This window comes from Gilliamella sp. ESL0443 (assembly GCF_019469165.1).
Lineage (GTDB): Bacteria > Pseudomonadota > Gammaproteobacteria > Enterobacterales > Orbaceae > Gilliamella > Gilliamella apicola_E.
This window is the reverse complement of record NZ_CP048263.1, coordinates 741,676-761,400: the sequence shown is the minus strand read 5'-3', so window position 1 is coordinate 761,400 and position 19,725 is coordinate 741,676. Positions and strand designations below refer to the sequence as shown.

The following is a 19,725-nucleotide window of genomic DNA, read 5'->3' as shown; positions in this document are numbered from 1 at the left end:
TTCCTTATAAGTCTTATTTTATAATAAAGTAAAAATTTAACTTTTAATTATAAAATTAATGATTGACTGTTTTTTCACTCCGGGATAGACCGATAATTCCAGAACGCACAATTTCAACAATATTACACGTTTCACGAATTGAGGCTAAAAACGAGTCTAACTTTTCGCTCGTTCCTGATAACTGTACAATATAATGAGTAGCAGTTACATCGACTATCGAGCCTCGAAAAATATCAGCACAGCGTTTTACTTCATCACGCGCATCAGAACCTTTCGCCGCCACTTTAACCAGCATGATTTCACGCTCAACGTGAGGACCTTCGGTTAAATCATTCACCCGATAAACATTGACCAGCTTATGCAGTTGTTTTTGGATCTGCTCAATTACATGCTCATCCCCCGTTGTTTGAATCGTCATACGACTCATGGTTGGATCTTCGGTTTGTGCAGTAGTAATCGATTCAATGTTGAATCCACGTTGCGAAAATAAACCAATGATTCGTGACAAAGCACCCGGTTCGTTTTCTGTTAAAATTGATAGTATATAACGCATTAGGTTCTCTCCGTTTTACTTAGCCACATTTCATTCATTGCTCCACCACGAATTTGCATTGGATAAACATGTTCCGTAGCATCCGTCATGACATCAATAAAGACTAAACGATTTTTTATCGAAAGCGCTTCTTTCAGTTTCGGTTCCAGATCTTCACGTTTATCAATCCTCATACCTACATGACCATAAGCTTCGGCAATTTTTGCAAAATCGGGGAGTGACTCCATATAAGATGAAGAGTGACGACCTGCATAAATCATATCTTGCCACTGTTTAACCATCCCTAAAAAGCGATTGTTAAGATTTAATACAATCACTGGCAAACCATATTGCAATGCGGTTGAAAGCTCTTGAATATTCATCTGAATACTTCCATCACCAGTCACACAAACTACATGCTTTTTAGGAAACGCAAGTTTAACACCTAATGCCGCTGGCAAACCAAATCCCATAGTACCCAGTCCACCAGAAGTAATAAAGTGACGCGGTTTGTCAAATGGGTAATAAAGCGCCGTAAACATTTGATGTTGACCTACATCGGTAGCAATATATGCGTCACCTTTGGTTAATTTATATAAAACTTCAATGGCTTCTTGTGGTTTAATGCTTTTACCTTTGTGGCTGTATGCTAAACATTTACGTGCACGCCAATGGTCTATTTGCTTCCACCAATCGATTAGCGCATCTAAATCACGATCAACATTAATTTCATTGAGTTGAGTTAACATTGTTTCAAGTACTTTTTTAGCATCGCCAACTACCGGAATTGCAGCGGATACTGTTTTAGATATTGACGTTGGATCAATATCAATATGAATAATTTTTGCTTTAGGACAATATTTTTCAACATTATTAGTCGTTCTATCATCAAAGCGAGCACCGACAGCAAAAATCACATCGGCGTTATGCATGGCCATATTCGCTTCATAGACACCATGCATACCAATCATACCTAAATATTTTTTATCAGTTCCTGGAAAAGCACTAATTCCCATTAATGTTGAGGCAACAGGAAGATTTAATTTATCAGCTAAAGATTTAACCGCGTCGCTAGCATTGGCACTAATTACACCGCCACCAATATATAGAACAGGTTTTTTAGCTGATAATAATGTAGTTAATGCTTTTTTGATTTGTCCTTTATGCCCTTGAATGGTTGGATTGTAAGAGCGCATTGAGACTGATTGTGGATAGCTATAGTTATATTTGTTTGCCGGATTAACAATATCTTTTGGCAAATCAATCACAACTGGACCTGGTCGGCCTGTTGAGGCAATATAAAATGCTTTTTTTATCGTTTCTGGAATATCTTTGCTATCTTTTATTAAAAAGCTATGTTTAACAATCGGGCGAGAGATCCCAACCATATCACACTCTTGGAAAGCATCATTACCAATTAAATTACTGGCGACTTGACCTGATAAGATAACTAAAGGCACAGAATCCATATAAGCAGTAGCAATACCGGTAATAGTATTCGTTGCGCCAGGACCAGAGGTAACCAAAACGACACCGACATCACCAGTTGATCTGGCATAACCATCAGCCATATGGACAGCAGCTTGTTCATGACGAACTAAAATATGCTCAATTCCACCTAGGGTATGAATGGCATCATAAATATCTAGAACACTGCCTCCTGGGTAACCAAAAATTTGCTTAACTCCCTGATCAATCAAGGATTGAATGACCATTTCTGCGCCTGACAGTTTTGCCATGGTTGTTGCCTCCATTTATAACTAATTTGTCATTTTTTCCCCATTTTGCATGAACTAATACAGAAAATCAATAAAGTCAACAATATAAGTTAACTTATTCTCAATTTTGGGTACTAGTACTCATTTTTGAAAGAAATAACTTGTAAAAGTTTATTTTATCTATTTTAATGCAATAATAGTGAGAAATTAATCGATCGACTAATTGATTAATTTTGAATTATTAAAGGCGTTTTCGCTTTTGTTTACGCTCTTTTATATATGTATATTAGGGCTCATTATAATTAAAAGGTGTTTTTAATGGCCAATTCTTATTACAAACAAACCTCCCTATCTGATTGGCAATTAGTCAAAGTATCAGGTATGGATAACCGTACATTTTTACAGGGACAAGTAACAGCTGACCTTAGTCGTATTAACGAAAACTCAGCATCATTCGCAGCACATTGTGACGCAAAAGGACGTATGTGGAGTAATTTTATATTATTCCAACGAGGTGAAGATATATTCTATATCTTACGTAAAAGTGTTGCCGAAAGACAAATTAGTGAATTGAAAAAAACGGCAGTTTTTTCTAAAGTAACTATAGAGCCCGTTCTGGATTTAAATCTAGTCGGATTGGAAGATGATGCAATAGATCCTTCTGTGATTTCAGCATTGGGCGATCACAATTGTATTACTATTGGTGGTGTGACTTATATTAAACTCACATCGCCTAAATTGCGAGTGATAAAAGTATCGTCTGAACCATTACCTACTGATTTACAGCCATCTGATCACTGGTTACAACTTGAATTAGAAGCTGGTCACGCTATTATCGATGCTCCTAATATTGAAAGTCTGCTTCCTCAAGCTTGTAATTTACAACATTTTAAAGCAATAAGCTTTGATAAAGGTTGTTATTGTGGGCAAGAAATGGTAGCTAGAGCGCAATTCCGAGGTGCAAATAATCGCGGGCTTTATCTATTAAAAGGTCATAGTAAAGCATTACCGGAAATCGGTGATAAACTTGAATATGAACTTGAAGGAAACTGGCGTGAAGGTGGTCAGGTCTTGGCGGCATTAAAAGTTGGGCAAAATGATGAAATTTATGTTCAAGTAGTGTTAGCAAATGGTCTTGATAGTGAAACAAAATTCAGAGTCAAAGGCCAACCTGATAGTGAATTAAATTTATAATTTAATATCGATCAAGCAGGAATAGTTTTATAATTATTCCTGCTTTTTAATATCTTAATTTCCTAACTCTTGATGAACAATTTCAACAAAATATTGTGCACCAGTTATTAACAGCTCATCATTGAAATTATACGACGGATTATGAAGATTCGCGCCCTCTCCCGCACCAATTTTGATATAAACGCCCGGCACTTTTTGCAACATAAAAGCAAAATCTTCTGACCCCATTGTTGGTGGTGAATCAATCACAATCTTATCGTTACCTACAAGCTTTTGGGCAACTTTAATTGCTATATCCGCTTGTTTAGCATGATTGATAGTTGCTGGGTAACGGCGTTGATAATCAACTTCGGCTTTAGTACAAAACGTTAAAGCGGTTCCGGTTGAAATATGTTTGATTCTTTCTTCTGCCAAATCTTGATCTTCAGCACTCAATGCCCTAACTGTTCCACGAATCACCGCATGTTGTGGAAGCACATTCCAAGTATCGCCACTATGAATCTGTGTCACACTAATAACCAACGAATCAGTTGGATTTAAATTACGGCTGACAATTGTTTGCAAGCTATTGACAATATTAGTAGCGGTTAAAATGGTATCTCTACCTAAATGTGGTGCAGCAGCATGTGAACCAACACCGGTAATCTTAATTTCAAAAACATCATATGATGCCATGACCGGACCATGATTAATTAAAAAATGGTTTAACGCTAAATTAGGTTGATTATGCATACCATAAACAGCTTCGATAGGAAATTTTTCAAATAGACCATTTTCCACCATCACTCGACCACCGCCTTCGTTTTCTTCAGCGGGTTGGAAGACCACCACCACCGTACCAGAAAAATCACGATTAGCACTTAAATATTTTGCTGCGCCTAACAATGTTGCAGTATGACCATCATGCCCACAAGCATGCATTTTACCGGGAATTTTTGAACAGTAACCAATTTTGTTTTCTTCAACAATATCCAACGCATCAATATCTGCACGTAAAGCAATAGTACGACCTTTATTCTTACCATGAATCACCCCCACCACACCAGTTGGCGCAAAGTCGGTATACAGTTCGGTTATTCCAAACGATTTTAGCTTTTCGATAATAAACTGGGTTGTTTGCTTCTCTTCGAATGCAGTTTCAGGGTGAGAATGAATTTGATGGCGCCATGTAATCATCTCATCTTTTAATGCAGCAATGCTTTTAGCGGTAGTACTCGTCATTGATTATTCCTTACATTTAGCGATAAATCTGAAAAGACTTTATTCGCACTATAATCTTAATTTGAATAAAGTAAAAATAACTAATTCTTTTAACGTTATCTTTTTTAGTTATAAGCAAAGTGGTGCAAGAATTTTAAGTGAATACCGAAAGAGATAGTTATTAAAAAACAATCAAGATTACAAACTGAAAATGATTAAATAACCAGATAACAACAAAAAAGGACCAAAGGCGATCATGTCATGCATATTTTGCTTGTATTTAGTTTGCTTATATTTTGCAAAAATAAAAAAGACTATGCCTGACAATGAAGCCATAATTAACAATAATGGAATTAATTGATAAGGCAGCCAAGCCCCCAAAGCTGCAGCGAGTTTGATATCACCATCGCCTAAACCTTCTCGTTTAGTTAGGCAAAAATAACAGACAGCAGGTAATTTAAGCATTAAATAACCACAAAAAATCCCTGTTAAAGCGTCGCTAATGGTTAATGAATTTAAATCAAAATAAGCCATCATCAACCCACCCCACATCAACGGTTGAGTAAAAAAGTCAGGCAGTAAAAAATAGCGAAAATCAATCAGTGCTAAAAGCAAAAAATAGCTCGCAAGTAGCATTAATAACATACTTTGAAAATTGAGATCTTTGTTCAAATATATTAGTAAAAATAATCCCGCTACAGCCAACTCAAAAATTGGATAGCAAAAAGCGATCTTTTGCTGACAAAAATAACATCGCCTTTTTAATATTAACCATGATAGCACTGGAATTAACTGCCAAGCAGAAAGTGAGTGTTGACAATGTGGGCACGAAGAACGAGGAAACGTGATAGCGATTAAATAATCAAACAAAGATTGTGAAGGCGAATATCGCCAATAAGCAACTTGCAAAAAACTACCGACAGCAAGCCCAACACAAAAAATCATGACAGCCATTAATGAATCACCTCGCCCATTTGGAAAACCGGTAAATACATCGCAATCACTAATCCTCCGATGATGACAGCTAAAAATAACATTAATAGAGGTTCAAATGCTTTAATTAAATTATCGGTTAAAGTTTGATTTTGTTGTTGATAGTAGAGGGATAAGTTATTAAGCATAACATCTAATGCGCCTGACTCTTCCCCAGCATGAACTAGCTGCACGCAAAGTTTAGGAAAATAGGACGATAACATCTGACTAAAAGCATTGCCTTGTTCAATACCGCTAATCATTTTTTTGATGATGTCACGATAGTAACTATTTCCTGTTGTATTTGCCGAAGCTCTAAGCCCTGTTAGTAATGGAATGCCTGCTTGCTGAGTGATGGCTAATGTATGGAAAATCTGCATTAAGCATTGTGATTGAATCACTTGCCCCAATAACGGCAATGCTAATTTTTGCCGATCAATCGTGAGTTGATAGCGGACTTTAAAAAAACGCTGGAATAAAAAGTAACCCAGCGATGGCACTAATAATATGAGTACACCATTTTGCTGAACCTTATTAGCAATATCAATCACTAGCTGGGTAAAATAAGGTAATTGAGCATCAAAACTTTGATAAACGTCGGCGAATTTTGGTAATACAATAAACATCATCACGATAATAACCACTACTGACACTGACAATAAAAAAAGCGGATAACGCATTGCCTTTCTAATCTGTCTTTGTAATTGCAATGATTTTTCAAGATGCGCAGTTAGTTGTTCAAAACTGTGATCGAGTTGTCCGGTTAATTCACCAATAGCAATAATTTCACAATAAAGCGCAGGAAATACCGAATGATATTGTTTTAAAACAGATGACAGTGATTCACCTTTGGCGATTTGCTGACTAATGTCTGATAACAAATACTGCCATTGAGGTTTAGGCTGATCATCAAGAAGTAATCTCAAACTATCAATAATCGATAATCCTGCCTTTAACATAGTGGCTAACTGTTTTGTGATAATTAACAAATCGCTCGGATTAAAACTTTTTTTAGTAATAATACTACCGGCACGAATTTTAATCGCGATTTTCCCTTGCAATAATAGCTGTCTTTTCACATCTTGCTTTGATGTGGCAATAATCTTATTTTGATGAAAATTAATGTCATACCAAAAATAGATCCGCTTCATACACTATCACCCAATGACAACTTCACCTAAAACCCGATTTAGTTCAGCCAAAGTAGTGATACCTTGTTGTACTAACTTAAAGCCAGCTTGCAGTAATGTGACTCTATTTTGGGGTGAGATTGGTTGATTAGTTATAATCTGTTGTTGCACTTCTGGGGTCACCATTAACAGTTCATATACACCTACTCGGCCTAAATAACCACCAACACACTTGTCACACCCCATGGCGATAAAGTGTGGTGAAGGTTGATTATCAATAAGGGTTAGTTCACTAGCAACGACTTTGCAATGTTGGCAGAGCTTTCGTACCAAGCGTTGAGCGATAACCAATTTCAAACTGGACGATAAAAGATAATTTTTGATGCCCATTTGATTTAACCGAACTATTGCTTCAACACTCGAATTAGTATGCAAAGTGGATAATACTAAATGGCCTGTTTGAGCTGCTTGAATGGCAATTTCGGCAGTTTCATGGTCACGAATTTCGCCAATCATCATCACGTCTGGATCTTGGCGCAATAAAGCGCGTAATATCACCGAAAAAGTTAGACCGGCTTTATGATTAATCGCAGTTTGATTAATACCTTCTAAAGGTATTTCGATCGGATCTTCAACACAACAAATATTACATTCAGCTTTATTTAGATGCTTTAACGCACTATATAAAGTCATAGTTTTACCACTGCCGGTTGGGCCAGTAACCAAAATCAACCCTTGCGGATAATCTAAAATCTGTTTAAGTGTGAGAAGATCTTGTTCGGTTAATCCTAAATCATTAATGGTTAGCTCAGATTCATGATTATCCATAACCCGCAATACAATCTTTTCACCATTGATCACCGGCAAGGTAGCAATTCGCATTGCATAGTTATTAATTACCAATTGACCATCTTGCGGTAAGCGGTGTTCAGCAATATTTAAATTAGCCATAATTTTTAATCGGGCGGTGATCTGCTTAGCAAGGCTAAGTGGTGGTATTAGCCTATTTTGCAAAACGCCATCAATTCTCATGCGTATTCGATAGTAATTTTGATAAGGCTCGAAATGAATATCAGATGCTCGCTTATCCAGTGCTGATAATAATAGCTTATCGAGACTTTCAACCAATTGATCTTCTTGCATCATAATTTATTAAAATTTAAAAATATCTTCACAAGCAGCTTTTAAACTGTCATCAACAGGATTGGTGACACAGGTACGTGACCAATCTAAATTGCCTAACGATGAGTTCAACTTAGGTGTTAAAGTTGTGGTTAAGTTAGATAACGCGCTCTTACCGACAATAGTAATCACGCCATTAGTAACATTGATCGAAGTAACATAGTTAGTCGATCTTGTCGTGGGCACACCATTTGCTCCAGCATTACATTTATTTAATGCGCCCTGCTCAATAGCACAAATTTCAATCGCTGTTTTATAGGCTGTCATTGATTGAAGCATATCGGTTAAAGCGGCCTTTTTGACATAACTTTGATAGGCTGGCAAACCGATAGCTGTTAAAATGGCGACTACCACAATGGCGATCATTAACTCAAATAAGGTAAATCCAGACTGCTTGTACATAAATTCCTCTAAAGATTAATCAAATGATAGATAGAGTGACTTTATAGCAAACTGAAAAAATGAAATAATAACCAGATAAAAGATTTGGAAGTTAAAATACAAATTGATTACCACAATCAACATTGTATTAATCAAAGTTGTGAACAAGATCGCAATACACACTATTGGAGCCATAATGACCTTGAAAGTGTTAAAAATAGTTGATGGTTGGATAAGCAATATCAAACAGGTCAAATCGCCGTATTATAATGATCGCACTGACCCCATCACATTATTAGTTATTCATAATATTAGCCTGCCACCCAACCAATATGGCGGTCCTTATGTTGAACAACTTTTTACCGGTAAGCTCGATCCGAATCAGCACCCTTATTTTGCCGATATCTATAAATTACAAGTATCAAGTCACCTATTTATAAGACGCGATGGCGAAATTATTCAATTTGTGCCATTTAATAAACGTGCTTGGCACGCAGGTAAATCAGTATTTGAAGATAAAGAAAACTGCAACGACTTCTCAATTGGCATAGAAATGGAAGGATGTGATACCGACAACTTTACCGAGGCACAATACCAGCAACTTGCCAACGTTACCATACTATTACAACAAACCTACCCAATCGAAAATATAACTGGACATAGTGACATCGCCCCAGATCGCAAAACCGATCCTGGTCCTTATTTTGATTGGAATTATTATCAAACACTGATTAATATGAAAACAATTTCAATACAACTGAACTTAATTAAAGATGAACTGCAAAACCTTAACTTATGGCAACCCTCACCCCCTGAGGCAGAAGCTTTTTTAAGTGAGCAGCCATTTGCACTCGACACCATGCAACCGCATGAATGGTTACAGTGGATCTTTATTCCGCGCATACAGGCGTTAATCGATGCTAAAAGCGAAATACCTAAATTTGCTCTTCACCCATATTTTGAAGAGGCATTCAAACAGCAAGAAATAGAGGTAGATGATTTATTAGCGCTAATTAAACAACTTGATGAATTAACCACCACTCGGTCAACAGATGAATAATCGAAAAGAGAGACGGCCACAACCGTGGCTGTAAAATTGAAAAATTAATTGTTCATTCTGCGGTATTCATTAACCGCTTGTTGATGATTACTATAATTGCTACTAAATGTATGGCCACCAGTACCATTAGCAACAAAGAATAGATAATTCGTTTTAGCTGGATGTGCGGCTGCTTCAAGTGATGCTAAACTTGGCATAGCAATTGGTGTTGGTGGTAGCCCCTCAATCACATAAGTATTATAAGGATTATTGGTATCAGTCAAATCAACACGCCTAATCGTACCCGTATAATTATCCCCTAACCCATAAATAATGGTTGGATCGGTTTGCAACTTCATATTTGCTTTTAAACGATTAACAAAAACCGAAGCAACATTAGCACGTTCAGAGCCTATGCCTGTTTCTTTTTCAATAATCGAGGCAATAATCAGCAACTCATAAGGTGTTTTATAAGGCAGATCTTTATCGCGATTATCCCACACTTTTTGTAGATTGTTTTTCATAGTCAAATGGGCGCGCTTAAGAATATTAATATCTAAACTATCTGCGGTATATTGATATGTATCTGGTGATAACCAACCTTCCAATTTTCCATCATCAATGCCCAATATCTTCGCAATCTCATCATGTGACTTACCGGTCAATGTTTGCTTGATATAAGGCGTATTACTAAGCACACTTAACCAATCCTTAGCACGCTTACCTTCAACAAATTGCACAAAAAAACTGCTCTCTTTACCCGACACCAACAATTTTAAAAACTCATCAACAGTCATATGAGGATGTAATTGATAAGTTCCCGCTTTAATCGAACTTAAAGAGGGATTGAGTTTATACAAATAAGGCAACAAATACGCTTGTTGCATTAAATCACTCTCCTTAACTTGCTCAACTAATTGATGCAAAGAGGTGCCTTTTTTCAACACAAACATCTGATTATCAGCCGTGACATTCATATGTTGCTTAGAAAATTGTTGTAAATAATAATAACCAATAGCTAATGAACCACCGACGAGTAAAACTACCGTCAGTAACGTATACAAAATAAATTTTTTAATCATAACCTAGTCTTTATAACGAATTTTTGCGCGTGAAGTTAAGCGCGTTAATAACTCATAAGCACTCATTCCCGTGTGCTTAGCGATTTGTTCAACCGGCAACTCCTTGCCCCAAAAAATGACTTCGTCGCCGGGTTTATCCTGGCAGTGTTGTCCTAAATTGACCACAATCATATCCATAGAAACACGACCAACAATCGGTACCAAGCGACCATTAATACTCACGGGTGTATTTTCTGGAATATCGCGCGGATAACCATCACCATATCCCATCGCCACAACCCCTAGTACAGTGTCACTTTCACTTGTCCAAGTTTGACCATAACCAACTGATTGTCCTTTTTCGTGCTTACGTACTGCGATTAATTCAGATTTGAGCGTCATAGCGGGTTGTAAATCAGCGACTGCATCAGAAAATGGCGAAACCCCATATAACGCAATACCAACTCGAATCATATCAAGATGAGAATCAGGCCAAGCAAGCAAACCACCTGATGCTGCAATCGATTGTTGACAGCCATTAACTGAACGAGCAAATTCATTAAAACGTGCTATTTGCGTATTGGTTTGTGAAGAACCTAACTCATCTGCACTACTAAAATGACTAATAATATTGATCGGCTGGCGAACAGCTTTACAGCTAGCTAAACGATGAAACTCGTTTATTGCTTCATCAATATGAAAACCTAAACGGTGCATACCAGTGTCAATCTTAAACCAAACTGTGATCTCATTTGCAAAAGGGATCGTATTTAAAACATCGATTTGCCAACTTGAATGGATAACTGGTTGCAAATTAAAATCAAGCAAATCGTTAATATCATCATGCGGAAAAAAACCTTCCAAAAGCACGATAGGACCACGAATACCAACTTGACGCAAAGCTATTGCTTCTGAAACTCGTGCAACACCAAAACAATCAACTTTACCATCCAACAACTGAGCAACCCCTTCCATGCCATGGCCATAAGCATTCGCTTTAACCACTGCCATTAAAGTACAGTTTGGAGATTTTTGTTTAAAAAATTCAACATTGTGTAAAATTGATTTACGATTAACTTCTACAACAGCAATAGACATTTTGCATAACCTAACTTATATATTGAATGGTTATTGTAAAATTTGTTATCGATAATCACAAATAAAAAATCGGCAATTTGCGTGATTTTGTTGTTAAAAATGTGACAAAGTTAAAAAATCCACACTTATCCTCGCAATTAATACAATTCGAATTAATTTAATTATTTACATCAATAATAATAATGATTATCATTTGCGTTTTATATCAATACAACGTTATACAAAAGAGACAAAGAGAAGTTTTATGACCCCAAAATTACATTATGTTGCAATATTAACCATCTGTTTTTGTGCAGATAGTTATGCAGAAGAAAAAAAAGGCAATCCACAAGATACCATTATCGTTACCGCTGATCGGAATGAAAAGACAGTATGGGATAGCTCAGTATCTGTTAATGCAGTCAACCGTGACGAGATTGAAAAACTCAATGGCGATTCTGTGGTTGAAGCACTGCGTGATATTCCAGGCGTTGAAATTACCGATAACGCACTAGCAGGACGCAAACAAATCATGATTCGTGGTGAAGCGCCTTCGCGTATATTAATGTTAATTGATGGTCAAGAAGTGACTTATCATCGTTCCGGACACGGTTCAAGTGCTGGTGTATTAATCGACATGGAATCAGTTGAACGCATCGAAGTGATTAAAGGGCCTCACTCAGTATTATATGGCTCGCAAGCGATTGGTGGCGTGGTTAACTTTATAACCCGTAAAGGAAGTAAAGATGGAAAACCACTAACTGGAGATGCCAAATTAATCTATAACCAATCAACCAATGGCTTTACCGAAATGGGCACGGTAAACGGCACGATTGATGAAATATTTGATTACCGAATTAGTGGAACCTACTCTGAAAACAATGATCGCAAAGCGTATCAAGGCAAACTGCATGATACCGACTTTGATAATAACAGCATAAGCTCATGGTTAGGACTCAATCTGGATAAACACAAATTTGGTATATCATTAGATCGTTATAAACTGAATACCAAAACCTACACCGATGATAACTCACCAGAAATAAAAGAGTTTTGGGTAAACATTCCACTACTAAAACGTGAAAAAGTGGGATTCTTTTATGATTATGACGTTGAAGCAGGTTTCTTAAAAAAACTGCATTATGATGCTTACGCCCAAAAACTAAATCGTCAATTTAGAAACCATGTCGTAGTATCACCTAGACCGATAATGAAAGTAACGACCAACACGGCCACCAATGACGAACAAAAAACCTATGGCATGACATTCCAATCAGACATGCAACCACATAAAGATATGACATTAATTGCTGGTGTACAGTATCAACAAGATAATGTTGACCAAGACTCACATAATGTCGTGATATCAAAAATGCCTGCACCACCAGCTAGTTATACCCAACATAAATACCTAACTAACAAATGGCAACAATCGAGTATCGCACTATTTGGGCAAAATGATTGGGCAATAACCGATGATATCTCTTGGAATCTTGGTGCTCGTAAATATTGGGTCGAATCAAAACTAAAAAACGGCAATACCACCATAAATAAAATCCCGGTTATGGGATCGGCAACAACCAGCCACAGTATCGATCGAAAAAAGAAAACTCATGATAACAACTTTGTTGTATCGTCAGGATTAACCTACTCAGGTTTTAAAAACACCCAACTAAGAGCCTCGTTTGCACAAGGTTATGTTTACCCAACCCTTGCACATCTTTATGCCGTCACCTCGGCTGCTTCGCAAACGATTTATGGAAACTCGCATCTAAAAGCTGAAAAATCCAACAACTACGAAATTGGTTTACGTTATAACAATAACAAATTATTAGTTGATGGGGCGATCTACTTCTCGGATGCAAAAGACTATATCACTCAAATGAACTGTAATGGCTCATCGATTTGTAGTGGCGCATCCGGACGTTCTATTACTTATTATGGCAATGCCAACAAAGCCAAAACCCATGGCTTAGAATTAAGTGTTGAATACCTAGACCTTCCGGTGAATCCTTATCTAAAAGGGAATTACCTAAGCCGTAAAATCGAGACAGATACCTACAGCACTCGTGACACCGGCAACCCACGCTTTACAGGGAGTGCAGGGATAAAACATACAGCTTATTTTGATAAATTTGATATTGATTCAGACCTATTTATGCGATTTGCCACCAACGCAACAAAACGCGGTGATTCATCTGTTTATCACTACAGCGGATGGTCAACATTAAACTTATCAACCACAACCTCATTTGGCGCTAATCGCCAGTACCATATTGGGTTAGACCTCAACAATATCTTAAACAGAAACTACACCACAGCTTACGAATCAATACCAGCAGCTAAATTCCACGCTATCATTAGCGCCAGTATGAAATTCTAAAGCTGCGATATAGCAAGGCAAAAGAATCCCTATGCCTAAAAAAATCCGCCCTAGTTGGGGCGGATGGTTTAAGAGTTAGACACTATAAAATTGCTTGTTATCGCTCGATTACGTTGAATTTTCGATTCTTTAGTGAATATAATTATTTTTTCACCCAAGTAATGATGCTAAGGTAAAGTACAAATCCCTTCCAAAATGCTTTCATAGCCAGTATAAAACCAATGTATATGACCATCCTCAGGGTAAACAACATACCGATTATTGCTGCCAGGACCTATAACATTGGTCCAGAACCTGGTAACACCAAAGTCGGCTTTTTCATATTTGCTTAGATTACCCCACTCCGCAATAAAGCTAGCACCAATTCTACGCTGATAATAATCACCTGATGAGGAAGGTGTAGCACCAGTCACTTCATAACGTTTTGCATTAGTTAAATCTTTAACCGTAGGCATACGATAACCAATTTTATTACACCAAGACTCCATATTAGAATAGGTATAAAAACCTTTACCTCGGTAGACAAACCATTGTTTTATCTCAAATCCATACTTGACAGCTTTCTTACCATTATGGACATAATGACCTATTAACTCGAAAGTCTGCGGCAAAGTAGGCTTAGCAATAAGACCAGGATTGTTAGAATTCCATTGGGATGCCTTCGCAACTGGACCGGTTAAGGTAACCCGTACGCTTGTCGGTGTAAAATTGCCCACAGTAGCAGTAATACCTCCCCGAGTGACAGAAGACCAAGCCAATAGCTGACTATTACCAGCAATTTCTAAATCAAAGTACATGTTATTAGCACCCGTAGTCGGAAAGTTTTTACCATAATAATCAGGCCTAGTATCCTGAGTGAAAAAACCCTTATAACGGTTCCAAATAGAAGATGGACCATCGTTATTAGGTTCATCTGCAACCGAAACGGGTTTGGCAAAACAAACCTCTGGTTCAGTCTTAGGGTTAGGAGTAACATAATAAGTCACACTACTTGCATTGAAACTACGACTACGTGGAACCCCATAACGTGTGGATAGAGAACCATTCGTACTGGTTAATTTAAGACGATAAGGGGCACCACAAGGCCCTAATGTTCGATCACGTGGTACAGCTCGGTTGTATTTATCGGTGACAGATAAACTTAAAGTACCTGTAGCTGTAACGTCTGTATCGCCATCATCATCCTTCCAACCAAGCATACTGAATTCCACTGAATCTTTGTCAACTGGAATAAACATGTGAATGCCACTAACAGGTTGGTTAGCAATAGGCAAGACGATTGGATTTTCAGGAGATGAAGTATTAGTTGAAGGCGTGTATTGCACACCATTGTTAAAAGCAATACTGAGTAAACCATCAGTATCAACCGCAAGTATGCTAGCGCCGACATTTTTATAAACAAAATAAGGCGCACTACCCTGAATATGATTTCTTGTTGTCTGTGAAGTTAATGCATAGCTGGAATAAAAAGGTATGAGTAAAAGGCCTAGCGGTAAAAAGATCTCTCGAAATAATTTAGATCGACAAAATGATCCAAATGACGATCGGAACGACGATCGACTGCGTGATCTTAAATTTTTGTCAATTAATAAACTGAAGTGTAAAAAAAGAGGCTGAGAGTTTAAATTTGGCGAATTTAAATTATAGGTTGGCCAAGTTGCCTGTTGCCTGTTGCCTGTTGAAAATTATAGAACATATTCGACTATCCTGTCAAGTAATTTTATGATTTATTTACTATTTTTTGTTTATTGATTAAACTTTAGCTATTCAGCTAAAGTGATCTAGAAGTATAGTGATTGGAAGAATATGACGCAATAATTATTTCACTCTAGATCGTTAACTTTTGTAAATATGATCAGAAAAAGATCTAAATAATTACTATCTAGGTTATGTTTTAATTGATAAAAGCGAACTTTACAAATCTTTAAAATTATGGTTTTTAATCCCGAGAAAATTTAATTTTATTTAAATTTTGTTCATTTATTGATTTTAAGGTAGGGTTTTAAATGCCAAAAACCCCGCTCCTCAACTTTATTGCAATAAAAAACGCAAAAATAACCCCACCAAGGTGGGGTTTATGTGAGCTATGCCCACAAAATTGCTTTTATTGTACGACCATGCTAAGGCAAAGTGCAAAGCCCTACCGATTTATCATACGAGGGTTCAGCCCAATGTACATGACCATCTTTAGGAAAAACGACGAACCGGCTCAAACCTTTTACATCACTGGTCCAGTACCATTGGACGGCGTCAAAGTTGGTTCGATCATATTTGCCTATATTACCCCACTCCGCAAGCAAGCCTGCACCAATTGTACGCATATAATAATCACCTGATGATGAAGGTGTACCACCAATAATTTCATAACGTTTTGCATTAGTTAAATCCTTAACTTTAGGCAGGCGATAACCAATACTATTACACCAGGATTCCATGCTAGGATAGCTGTAATAAGTTTTACCTCGGTTGACAAACCATTGTTTTAACGTAAAACCATATTTAACGATAGCTTTACCACTACTATCTCGACCAACTAACTCGAATGTCTGAGGCAAAGTAGGCTTAGTAATAGGACCAGGATTGCTGGAATTCCATTGGGATTCAGTTGCAACAGGGCCAGTTAAGGTAACCCGTACGCCTGTCGCTGTAGAATTGGTCATAGTCGCCGTGATACCACCTCGCGAGACAGGAGACCAAGACAATGCTTGTTTATTACCAGCAATGCTTAAATCAAAGTACATGTTGTTAGCACCTGTAGTCGGAAAGTTCTTACCATATGAGTCAGTTGACTGAGGCAAAAAACCAAGAGATGGATCAAAAATTTCAGGTGGACCCGCTTTTACACCTCCATTGCCTTCGAAAGATAGACTTGGAGTGGCAAAACAAATTTCCTGCCCCTTAGGTTTGACAAAATAAGTGACCCGACTAGGATTGAAATCACTACTATTTGGAATACCATAACGCGTTGTTAATGTACCATTTGTATTAGTTAATATAACCTCATAAGGCGCGTTACAAGGCCTTAACACTGTATTACGTGATACTGTTCTATTTCTATAATCAACGAGAGATAACTCTAAAAAACCATTAACCTTAATCTCATCATCACCATCATCATCCCCCCAATAATTATTGGGAGGACCAATAAGCGTTTTTAAATTGATTAAATCGACATTCGTTGGAACGATCATATCTATATCAGCAAAACTTTGACCTGCAACCGGTAACTCAATGGGGTTTGAAGATGATGAAGTATTCGTTGTAGTCGTGTACTGTTTTCCGTTAGATAGCGTAATACCGAGCAAAGCTTCAATATTAAGAACACGTGTCTTACCACCATCGAAAGTTAAATAAGGCGCATTACCGCGAATCATATTCGAGGTTTTAGCCGTTAATGCATGGCTAGAATAAAAAGGTATTAGCAAAAGAACGGGCGGTAAAAAGATCTGTCGGAGTAATTTAGATCCGAGAGATGATCGACGAGATGATCCAAATGACGATCGCCACAACGATCGACTAGGCGATCTTAAATTTTCGTCGACTAATAAGCTGGAATGAAAAAAAAGATGCTGGGAGTTTGAATTTGACGAATTTAAATTAGAGGTTGACCAAGTTGGCCTGTTGCCTGTTGCCTGTTGGAAATTATAGAACATATGCGACAATCCTGTCAAGTATATTTTTGATTTATTTAATGTTTTGCTTGAATTTTAGCCATCCAGCCAAAATTTTCGAAGAGTATAGTTACTGGAAAAATACGATGCAATACTTTTTTTATTTTGGATCGTTAACATTCGTTAAGAAGATCCTAGAAGGATCTAAACAATAATTAGCTAACTACTGTTTTGATTAAAAATTTCATCTTTACAAACATTTAAAGACCTTAATTAATGATCCTTAAAAAATTTATCTGAGTGATTAATCATTTAATAATTTTTAATCGGTATTTAGAACTTCAACCCATGCCCTAAAAAAATCCCCCCCCCGGTTGAGGGATGATGATGTACGGGGGAGGCTAAACTACTAAATCACTTTTTTATTTGACAACTACCTTGATTCTTAAGGTCAACTATTCCTTGATAATTTAACGCCATCTTTACCCCCTCAAACTTTAAAGCTTAAGGAAGAAGGAATAAATACTAAGGATAAGTGCAAAGCCCGTAGGTATAGTTGTTGTTGTACCAATCCACACCACCGTTGGTAATGTTTACGATAAACGGACCATTACCATCCGAGTCACTAGTCCAAATCCAATGGTTGATAGGGGTGAAGCCAATGTCTGAAATATTGTTCACACGCCCCCACTCCGAGGAAAAACCAGCACCAATATAACGCATGTAAAGAAAAAAATCTGAGGTAGGCATGGCGCCAGGTATGATTACATCTGAACGAGCCACATATTTTGCATTTGTTATATCCTTTATCTTAACAAGGCGATAGCCTGTACGATTACACCAGGATAATGTATTAGGATAATTGTCCCACTTAGTACCACGGTTGACGAACCACTGCTTCAATGTGAAACCATATTTAATAACAGGATTACCTTGACCATCACGACCGACCAACTCAAAGGTCTGAGGCAAAATAGGTTTGGAAATAAGACCAGGATTGGCTGAATTATGCTGGGATTCGGTAGCGAAAGGACCTGTTAAAGTAACACGTACGCTTGCAGCAGTTGAATTAGACATTGTAACTGTGATTCCCCCCTGAGATAATGAAGACCAAGACAAAGGTTGACTAACACCTCTAATATCTAAGTCAAAGTACAGTCCATTAGCGCCAGTAGTAGGAAAGTTTGAACCATAACGAGATGGGTCAGTTGACTGAGTAAGAAAACCATAACGAGAGTCAAACATCGAAGGCCACTTAGTCGAATAGTAATTCAGATTAGGCTTAGCAAAACAAACCTCAGCCGCCTTAGGATTAACATAATAAGTCACACGACCTGCACTGAAGGTATTACGATTAGGAATTCCGTAACGAGTATAGAATATAACGTCAGTACTAGATAAGGTAACAAGATAAGGTGCCTTACAAATCTCTGGCACGGTACTACGTGAAACAGCTTGACCGCTGTTATCGACGATAGATAAATGTAAATAACCCATAGCAGTAACATCAGTATCTCCATCATCATCCCCCCAATAGTTATAAGGGGGACTAATAAGTTCTCCTAAACCAACTGAATTAGTATTAGTAGGAACGAACATACCTATATCAGCAAAACTCTGACCCGCAACCGGCAAGACGATTGGCGTTGTAGATGATGAATTGGTAGAAGGCGTGTACCGAGTTCCATCAGAAAGTGTAATACCAAGCAGACCGTTAACATCTACCACACGAGTACGACCACCATCGAAAGTCAAATAAGGTGCACTACCCTGAATATAATTCGAGGTTTTAGAGGTTAATGCATGGCTGGTAAAAGAAAGTAAAACAGCCATACCTAAAAAAATCTGCCGGAATAAATTAGATCGAAAAGAGGATCGCAAGAAGGATCTAAAGTAGGATCGAAAAAAAGATCGCGAGAAAATTTGCAAAATTCCGCATAATTGCGTGAAAAAATAAACTTTGGTGAAGAATAAACGCTGGGAACTTAACTTTGACGAATTTAAATTAGAGGTTGACCAAGTTGTCTTTTGAAAATTATCGAACATGCACAACAATCCTATTAAGTATATTTCTAATTTATTTACTTTTTTCATTAATGAACATCATCTTTATAAACATTTAAAAATTAGTATTAATAATCCATAAAAAATTATATTTAAGTATTCAAAATTAGTGATTTTGATAATTTAATAATTTTCAAGTGGAATCTTGAATTTCAAAAACCCCGTTCCTCAACTTTTTGAC

Annotated in this window: 16 protein-coding genes and 1 pseudogene; 5 read left to right on the top strand and 12 right to left on the bottom strand. The window is 37.3% G+C overall.

What is annotated here, in order from left to right:
• Positions 1-55 precede the first annotated feature (55 nt).
• Positions 56-553 (bottom strand): acetolactate synthase small subunit, encoded by a 498-nt coding sequence (ilvN, locus tag GYM76_RS03440; protein WP_065563307.1) that lies wholly within the window; start codon positions 551-553, stop codon positions 56-58.
• On the bottom strand, positions 553-2,271 hold the full coding sequence (gene ilvI / locus GYM76_RS03435) for an acetolactate synthase 3 large subunit (protein WP_220225906.1): 1,719 nt from the start codon (positions 2,269-2,271) through the stop codon (positions 553-555). Before ilvI ends, ilvN begins: the two co-directional genes overlap by 1 nt.
• 297 nt (positions 2,272-2,568) lie before the next feature.
• On the opposite strand from ilvI, the gene ygfZ reads away from it, so the two are divergent.
• Positions 2,569-3,444 carry a tRNA-modifying protein YgfZ gene (ygfZ, locus tag GYM76_RS03430; RefSeq protein ID WP_220225905.1) on the top strand — a complete coding sequence of 292 codons (876 nt, stop codon included), beginning with the start codon at positions 2,569-2,571 and terminating at the stop codon, positions 3,442-3,444.
• Positions 3,445-3,498: 54 nt separating this feature from the next.
• Here ygfZ and GYM76_RS03425 read toward each other — a convergent pair whose 3' ends face one another.
• From GYM76_RS03425 to ppdD, 5 genes are all read right to left on the bottom strand, one after another.
• The gene (locus tag GYM76_RS03425) at positions 3,499-4,665 is read right to left on the bottom strand and encodes a M20 aminoacylase family protein (RefSeq protein WP_220225904.1); all 1,167 of its coding nucleotides are present in this window, start codon (positions 4,663-4,665) and stop codon (positions 3,499-3,501) included.
• 177 nt (positions 4,666-4,842) lie between these two features.
• Complete coding sequence (locus GYM76_RS03420) at positions 4,843-5,598, bottom strand: A24 family peptidase (protein WP_220225903.1); 756 nt, start codon at positions 5,596-5,598, stop codon at positions 4,843-4,845.
• Positions 5,598-6,767, bottom strand: coding sequence for a protein transport protein HofC (gene hofC / locus GYM76_RS03415; RefSeq protein ID WP_220225902.1), 1,170 nt, complete (start codon positions 6,765-6,767; stop codon positions 5,598-5,600). The genes GYM76_RS03420 and hofC overlap by 1 nt, the downstream gene beginning before the upstream one ends.
• 6 nt (positions 6,768-6,773) lie before the next feature.
• Positions 6,774-7,892, bottom strand: coding sequence for an ATPase, T2SS/T4P/T4SS family (locus GYM76_RS03410; protein ID WP_220225901.1), 1,119 nt, complete (start codon positions 7,890-7,892; stop codon positions 6,774-6,776).
• Positions 7,893-7,898: 6 nt separating this feature from the next.
• On the bottom strand, positions 7,899-8,330 hold the full coding sequence (gene ppdD, locus GYM76_RS03405; protein WP_220225900.1) for a prepilin peptidase-dependent pilin: 432 nt from the start codon (positions 8,328-8,330) through the stop codon (positions 7,899-7,901).
• A 175-nt stretch (positions 8,331-8,505) separates the two neighbouring features.
• Here ppdD and ampD point away from each other — a divergent pair.
• Together ampD and GYM76_RS11075 are read left to right on the top strand one after the other, a co-directional pair.
• Positions 8,506-9,042 (top strand): annotated as a pseudogene (gene ampD / locus GYM76_RS11080) (1,6-anhydro-N-acetylmuramyl-L-alanine amidase AmpD); the annotation flags it as partial.
• Between the two features lie 3 nt (positions 9,043-9,045).
• Positions 9,046-9,369 (top strand): YqcC family protein, encoded by a 324-nt coding sequence (locus tag GYM76_RS11075; protein WP_370632609.1) that lies wholly within the window; start codon positions 9,046-9,048, stop codon positions 9,367-9,369.
• A gap of 44 nt (positions 9,370-9,413) precedes the next feature.
• On the opposite strand, the gene mltG is transcribed toward GYM76_RS11075, so the two are convergent.
• Complete coding sequence (gene mltG, locus GYM76_RS03395; protein WP_370632608.1) at positions 9,414-10,427, bottom strand: endolytic transglycosylase MltG; 1,014 nt, start codon at positions 10,425-10,427, stop codon at positions 9,414-9,416.
• Between the two features lie 6 nt (positions 10,428-10,433).
• Positions 10,434-11,507 carry an alanine racemase gene (gene alr / locus GYM76_RS03390; RefSeq protein ID WP_220225897.1) on the bottom strand — a complete coding sequence of 358 codons (1,074 nt, stop codon included), beginning with the start codon at positions 11,505-11,507 and terminating at the stop codon, positions 10,434-10,436.
• A gap of 244 nt (positions 11,508-11,751) precedes the next feature.
• On the opposite strand from alr, the gene GYM76_RS03385 reads away from it, so the two are divergent.
• On the top strand, positions 11,752-13,869 hold the full coding sequence (locus GYM76_RS03385) for a TonB-dependent siderophore receptor (RefSeq protein ID WP_220225896.1): 2,118 nt from the start codon (positions 11,752-11,754) through the stop codon (positions 13,867-13,869).
• Between the two features lie 167 nt (positions 13,870-14,036).
• On the opposite strand, the gene GYM76_RS03380 is transcribed toward GYM76_RS03385, so the two are convergent.
• The gene (locus GYM76_RS03380) at positions 14,037-15,107 is read right to left on the bottom strand and encodes a hypothetical protein (protein WP_220225895.1); all 1,071 of its coding nucleotides are present in this window, start codon (positions 15,105-15,107) and stop codon (positions 14,037-14,039) included.
• Between the two features lie 4 nt (positions 15,108-15,111).
• On the opposite strand from GYM76_RS03380, the gene GYM76_RS03375 reads away from it, so the two are divergent.
• Positions 15,112-15,267 (top strand): hypothetical protein, encoded by a 156-nt coding sequence (locus GYM76_RS03375; protein ID WP_220225894.1) that lies wholly within the window; start codon positions 15,112-15,114, stop codon positions 15,265-15,267.
• 722 nt (positions 15,268-15,989) lie between these two features.
• Here GYM76_RS03375 and GYM76_RS03370 read toward each other — a convergent pair.
• Together GYM76_RS03370 and GYM76_RS03365 are read right to left on the bottom strand one after the other, a co-directional pair.
• Positions 15,990-17,522, bottom strand: coding sequence for a hypothetical protein (locus GYM76_RS03370; protein WP_220225893.1), 1,533 nt, complete (start codon positions 17,520-17,522; stop codon positions 15,990-15,992).
• A gap of 483 nt (positions 17,523-18,005) precedes the next feature.
• Positions 18,006-19,313 (bottom strand): hypothetical protein, encoded by a 1,308-nt coding sequence (locus GYM76_RS03365; protein ID WP_220225892.1) that lies wholly within the window; start codon positions 19,311-19,313, stop codon positions 18,006-18,008.
• Positions 19,314-19,725 lie beyond the last annotated feature (412 nt).

Coding starts and splice junctions, on each gene's coding strand:
- GYM76_RS03420 (WP_220225903.1), bottom strand. CDS start 5,598: ATGGCTGTCATGATTTTTTGTGTTGGGCTTGCTGTCGGTAGTTTTTTG.
- alr (WP_220225897.1), bottom strand. CDS start 11,507: ATGTCTATTGCTGTTGTAGAAGTTAATCGTAAATCAATTTTACACAAT.
- GYM76_RS03375 (WP_220225894.1), top strand. CDS start 15,112: ATGCCACTAACAGGTTGGTTAGCAATAGGCAAGACGATTGGATTTTCA.
- ilvI (WP_220225906.1), bottom strand. CDS start 2,271: ATGGCAAAACTGTCAGGCGCAGAAATGGTCATTCAATCCTTGATTGAT.
- ilvN (WP_065563307.1), bottom strand. CDS start 553: ATGCGTTATATACTATCAATTTTAACAGAAAACGAACCGGGTGCTTTG.
- ppdD (WP_220225900.1), bottom strand. CDS start 8,330: ATGTACAAGCAGTCTGGATTTACCTTATTTGAGTTAATGATCGCCATT.
- GYM76_RS03365 (WP_220225892.1), bottom strand. CDS start 19,313: ATGGCTGTTTTACTTTCTTTTACCAGCCATGCATTAACCTCTAAAACC.
- GYM76_RS03380 (WP_220225895.1), bottom strand. CDS start 15,107: ATGTTTATTCCAGTTGACAAAGATTCAGTGGAATTCAGTATGCTTGGT.
- GYM76_RS03385 (WP_220225896.1), top strand. CDS start 11,752: ATGACCCCAAAATTACATTATGTTGCAATATTAACCATCTGTTTTTGT.
- GYM76_RS03370 (WP_220225893.1), bottom strand. CDS start 17,522: ATGTTCTATAATTTCCAACAGGCAACAGGCAACAGGCCAACTTGGTCA.
- GYM76_RS11075 (WP_370632609.1), top strand. CDS start 9,046: ATGAAAACAATTTCAATACAACTGAACTTAATTAAAGATGAACTGCAA.
- hofC (WP_220225902.1), bottom strand. CDS start 6,767: ATGAAGCGGATCTATTTTTGGTATGACATTAATTTTCATCAAAATAAG.
- GYM76_RS03425 (WP_220225904.1), bottom strand. CDS start 4,665: ATGACGAGTACTACCGCTAAAAGCATTGCTGCATTAAAAGATGAGATG.
- ygfZ (WP_220225905.1), top strand. CDS start 2,569: ATGGCCAATTCTTATTACAAACAAACCTCCCTATCTGATTGGCAATTA.
- GYM76_RS03410 (WP_220225901.1), bottom strand. CDS start 7,892: ATGATGCAAGAAGATCAATTGGTTGAAAGTCTCGATAAGCTATTATTA.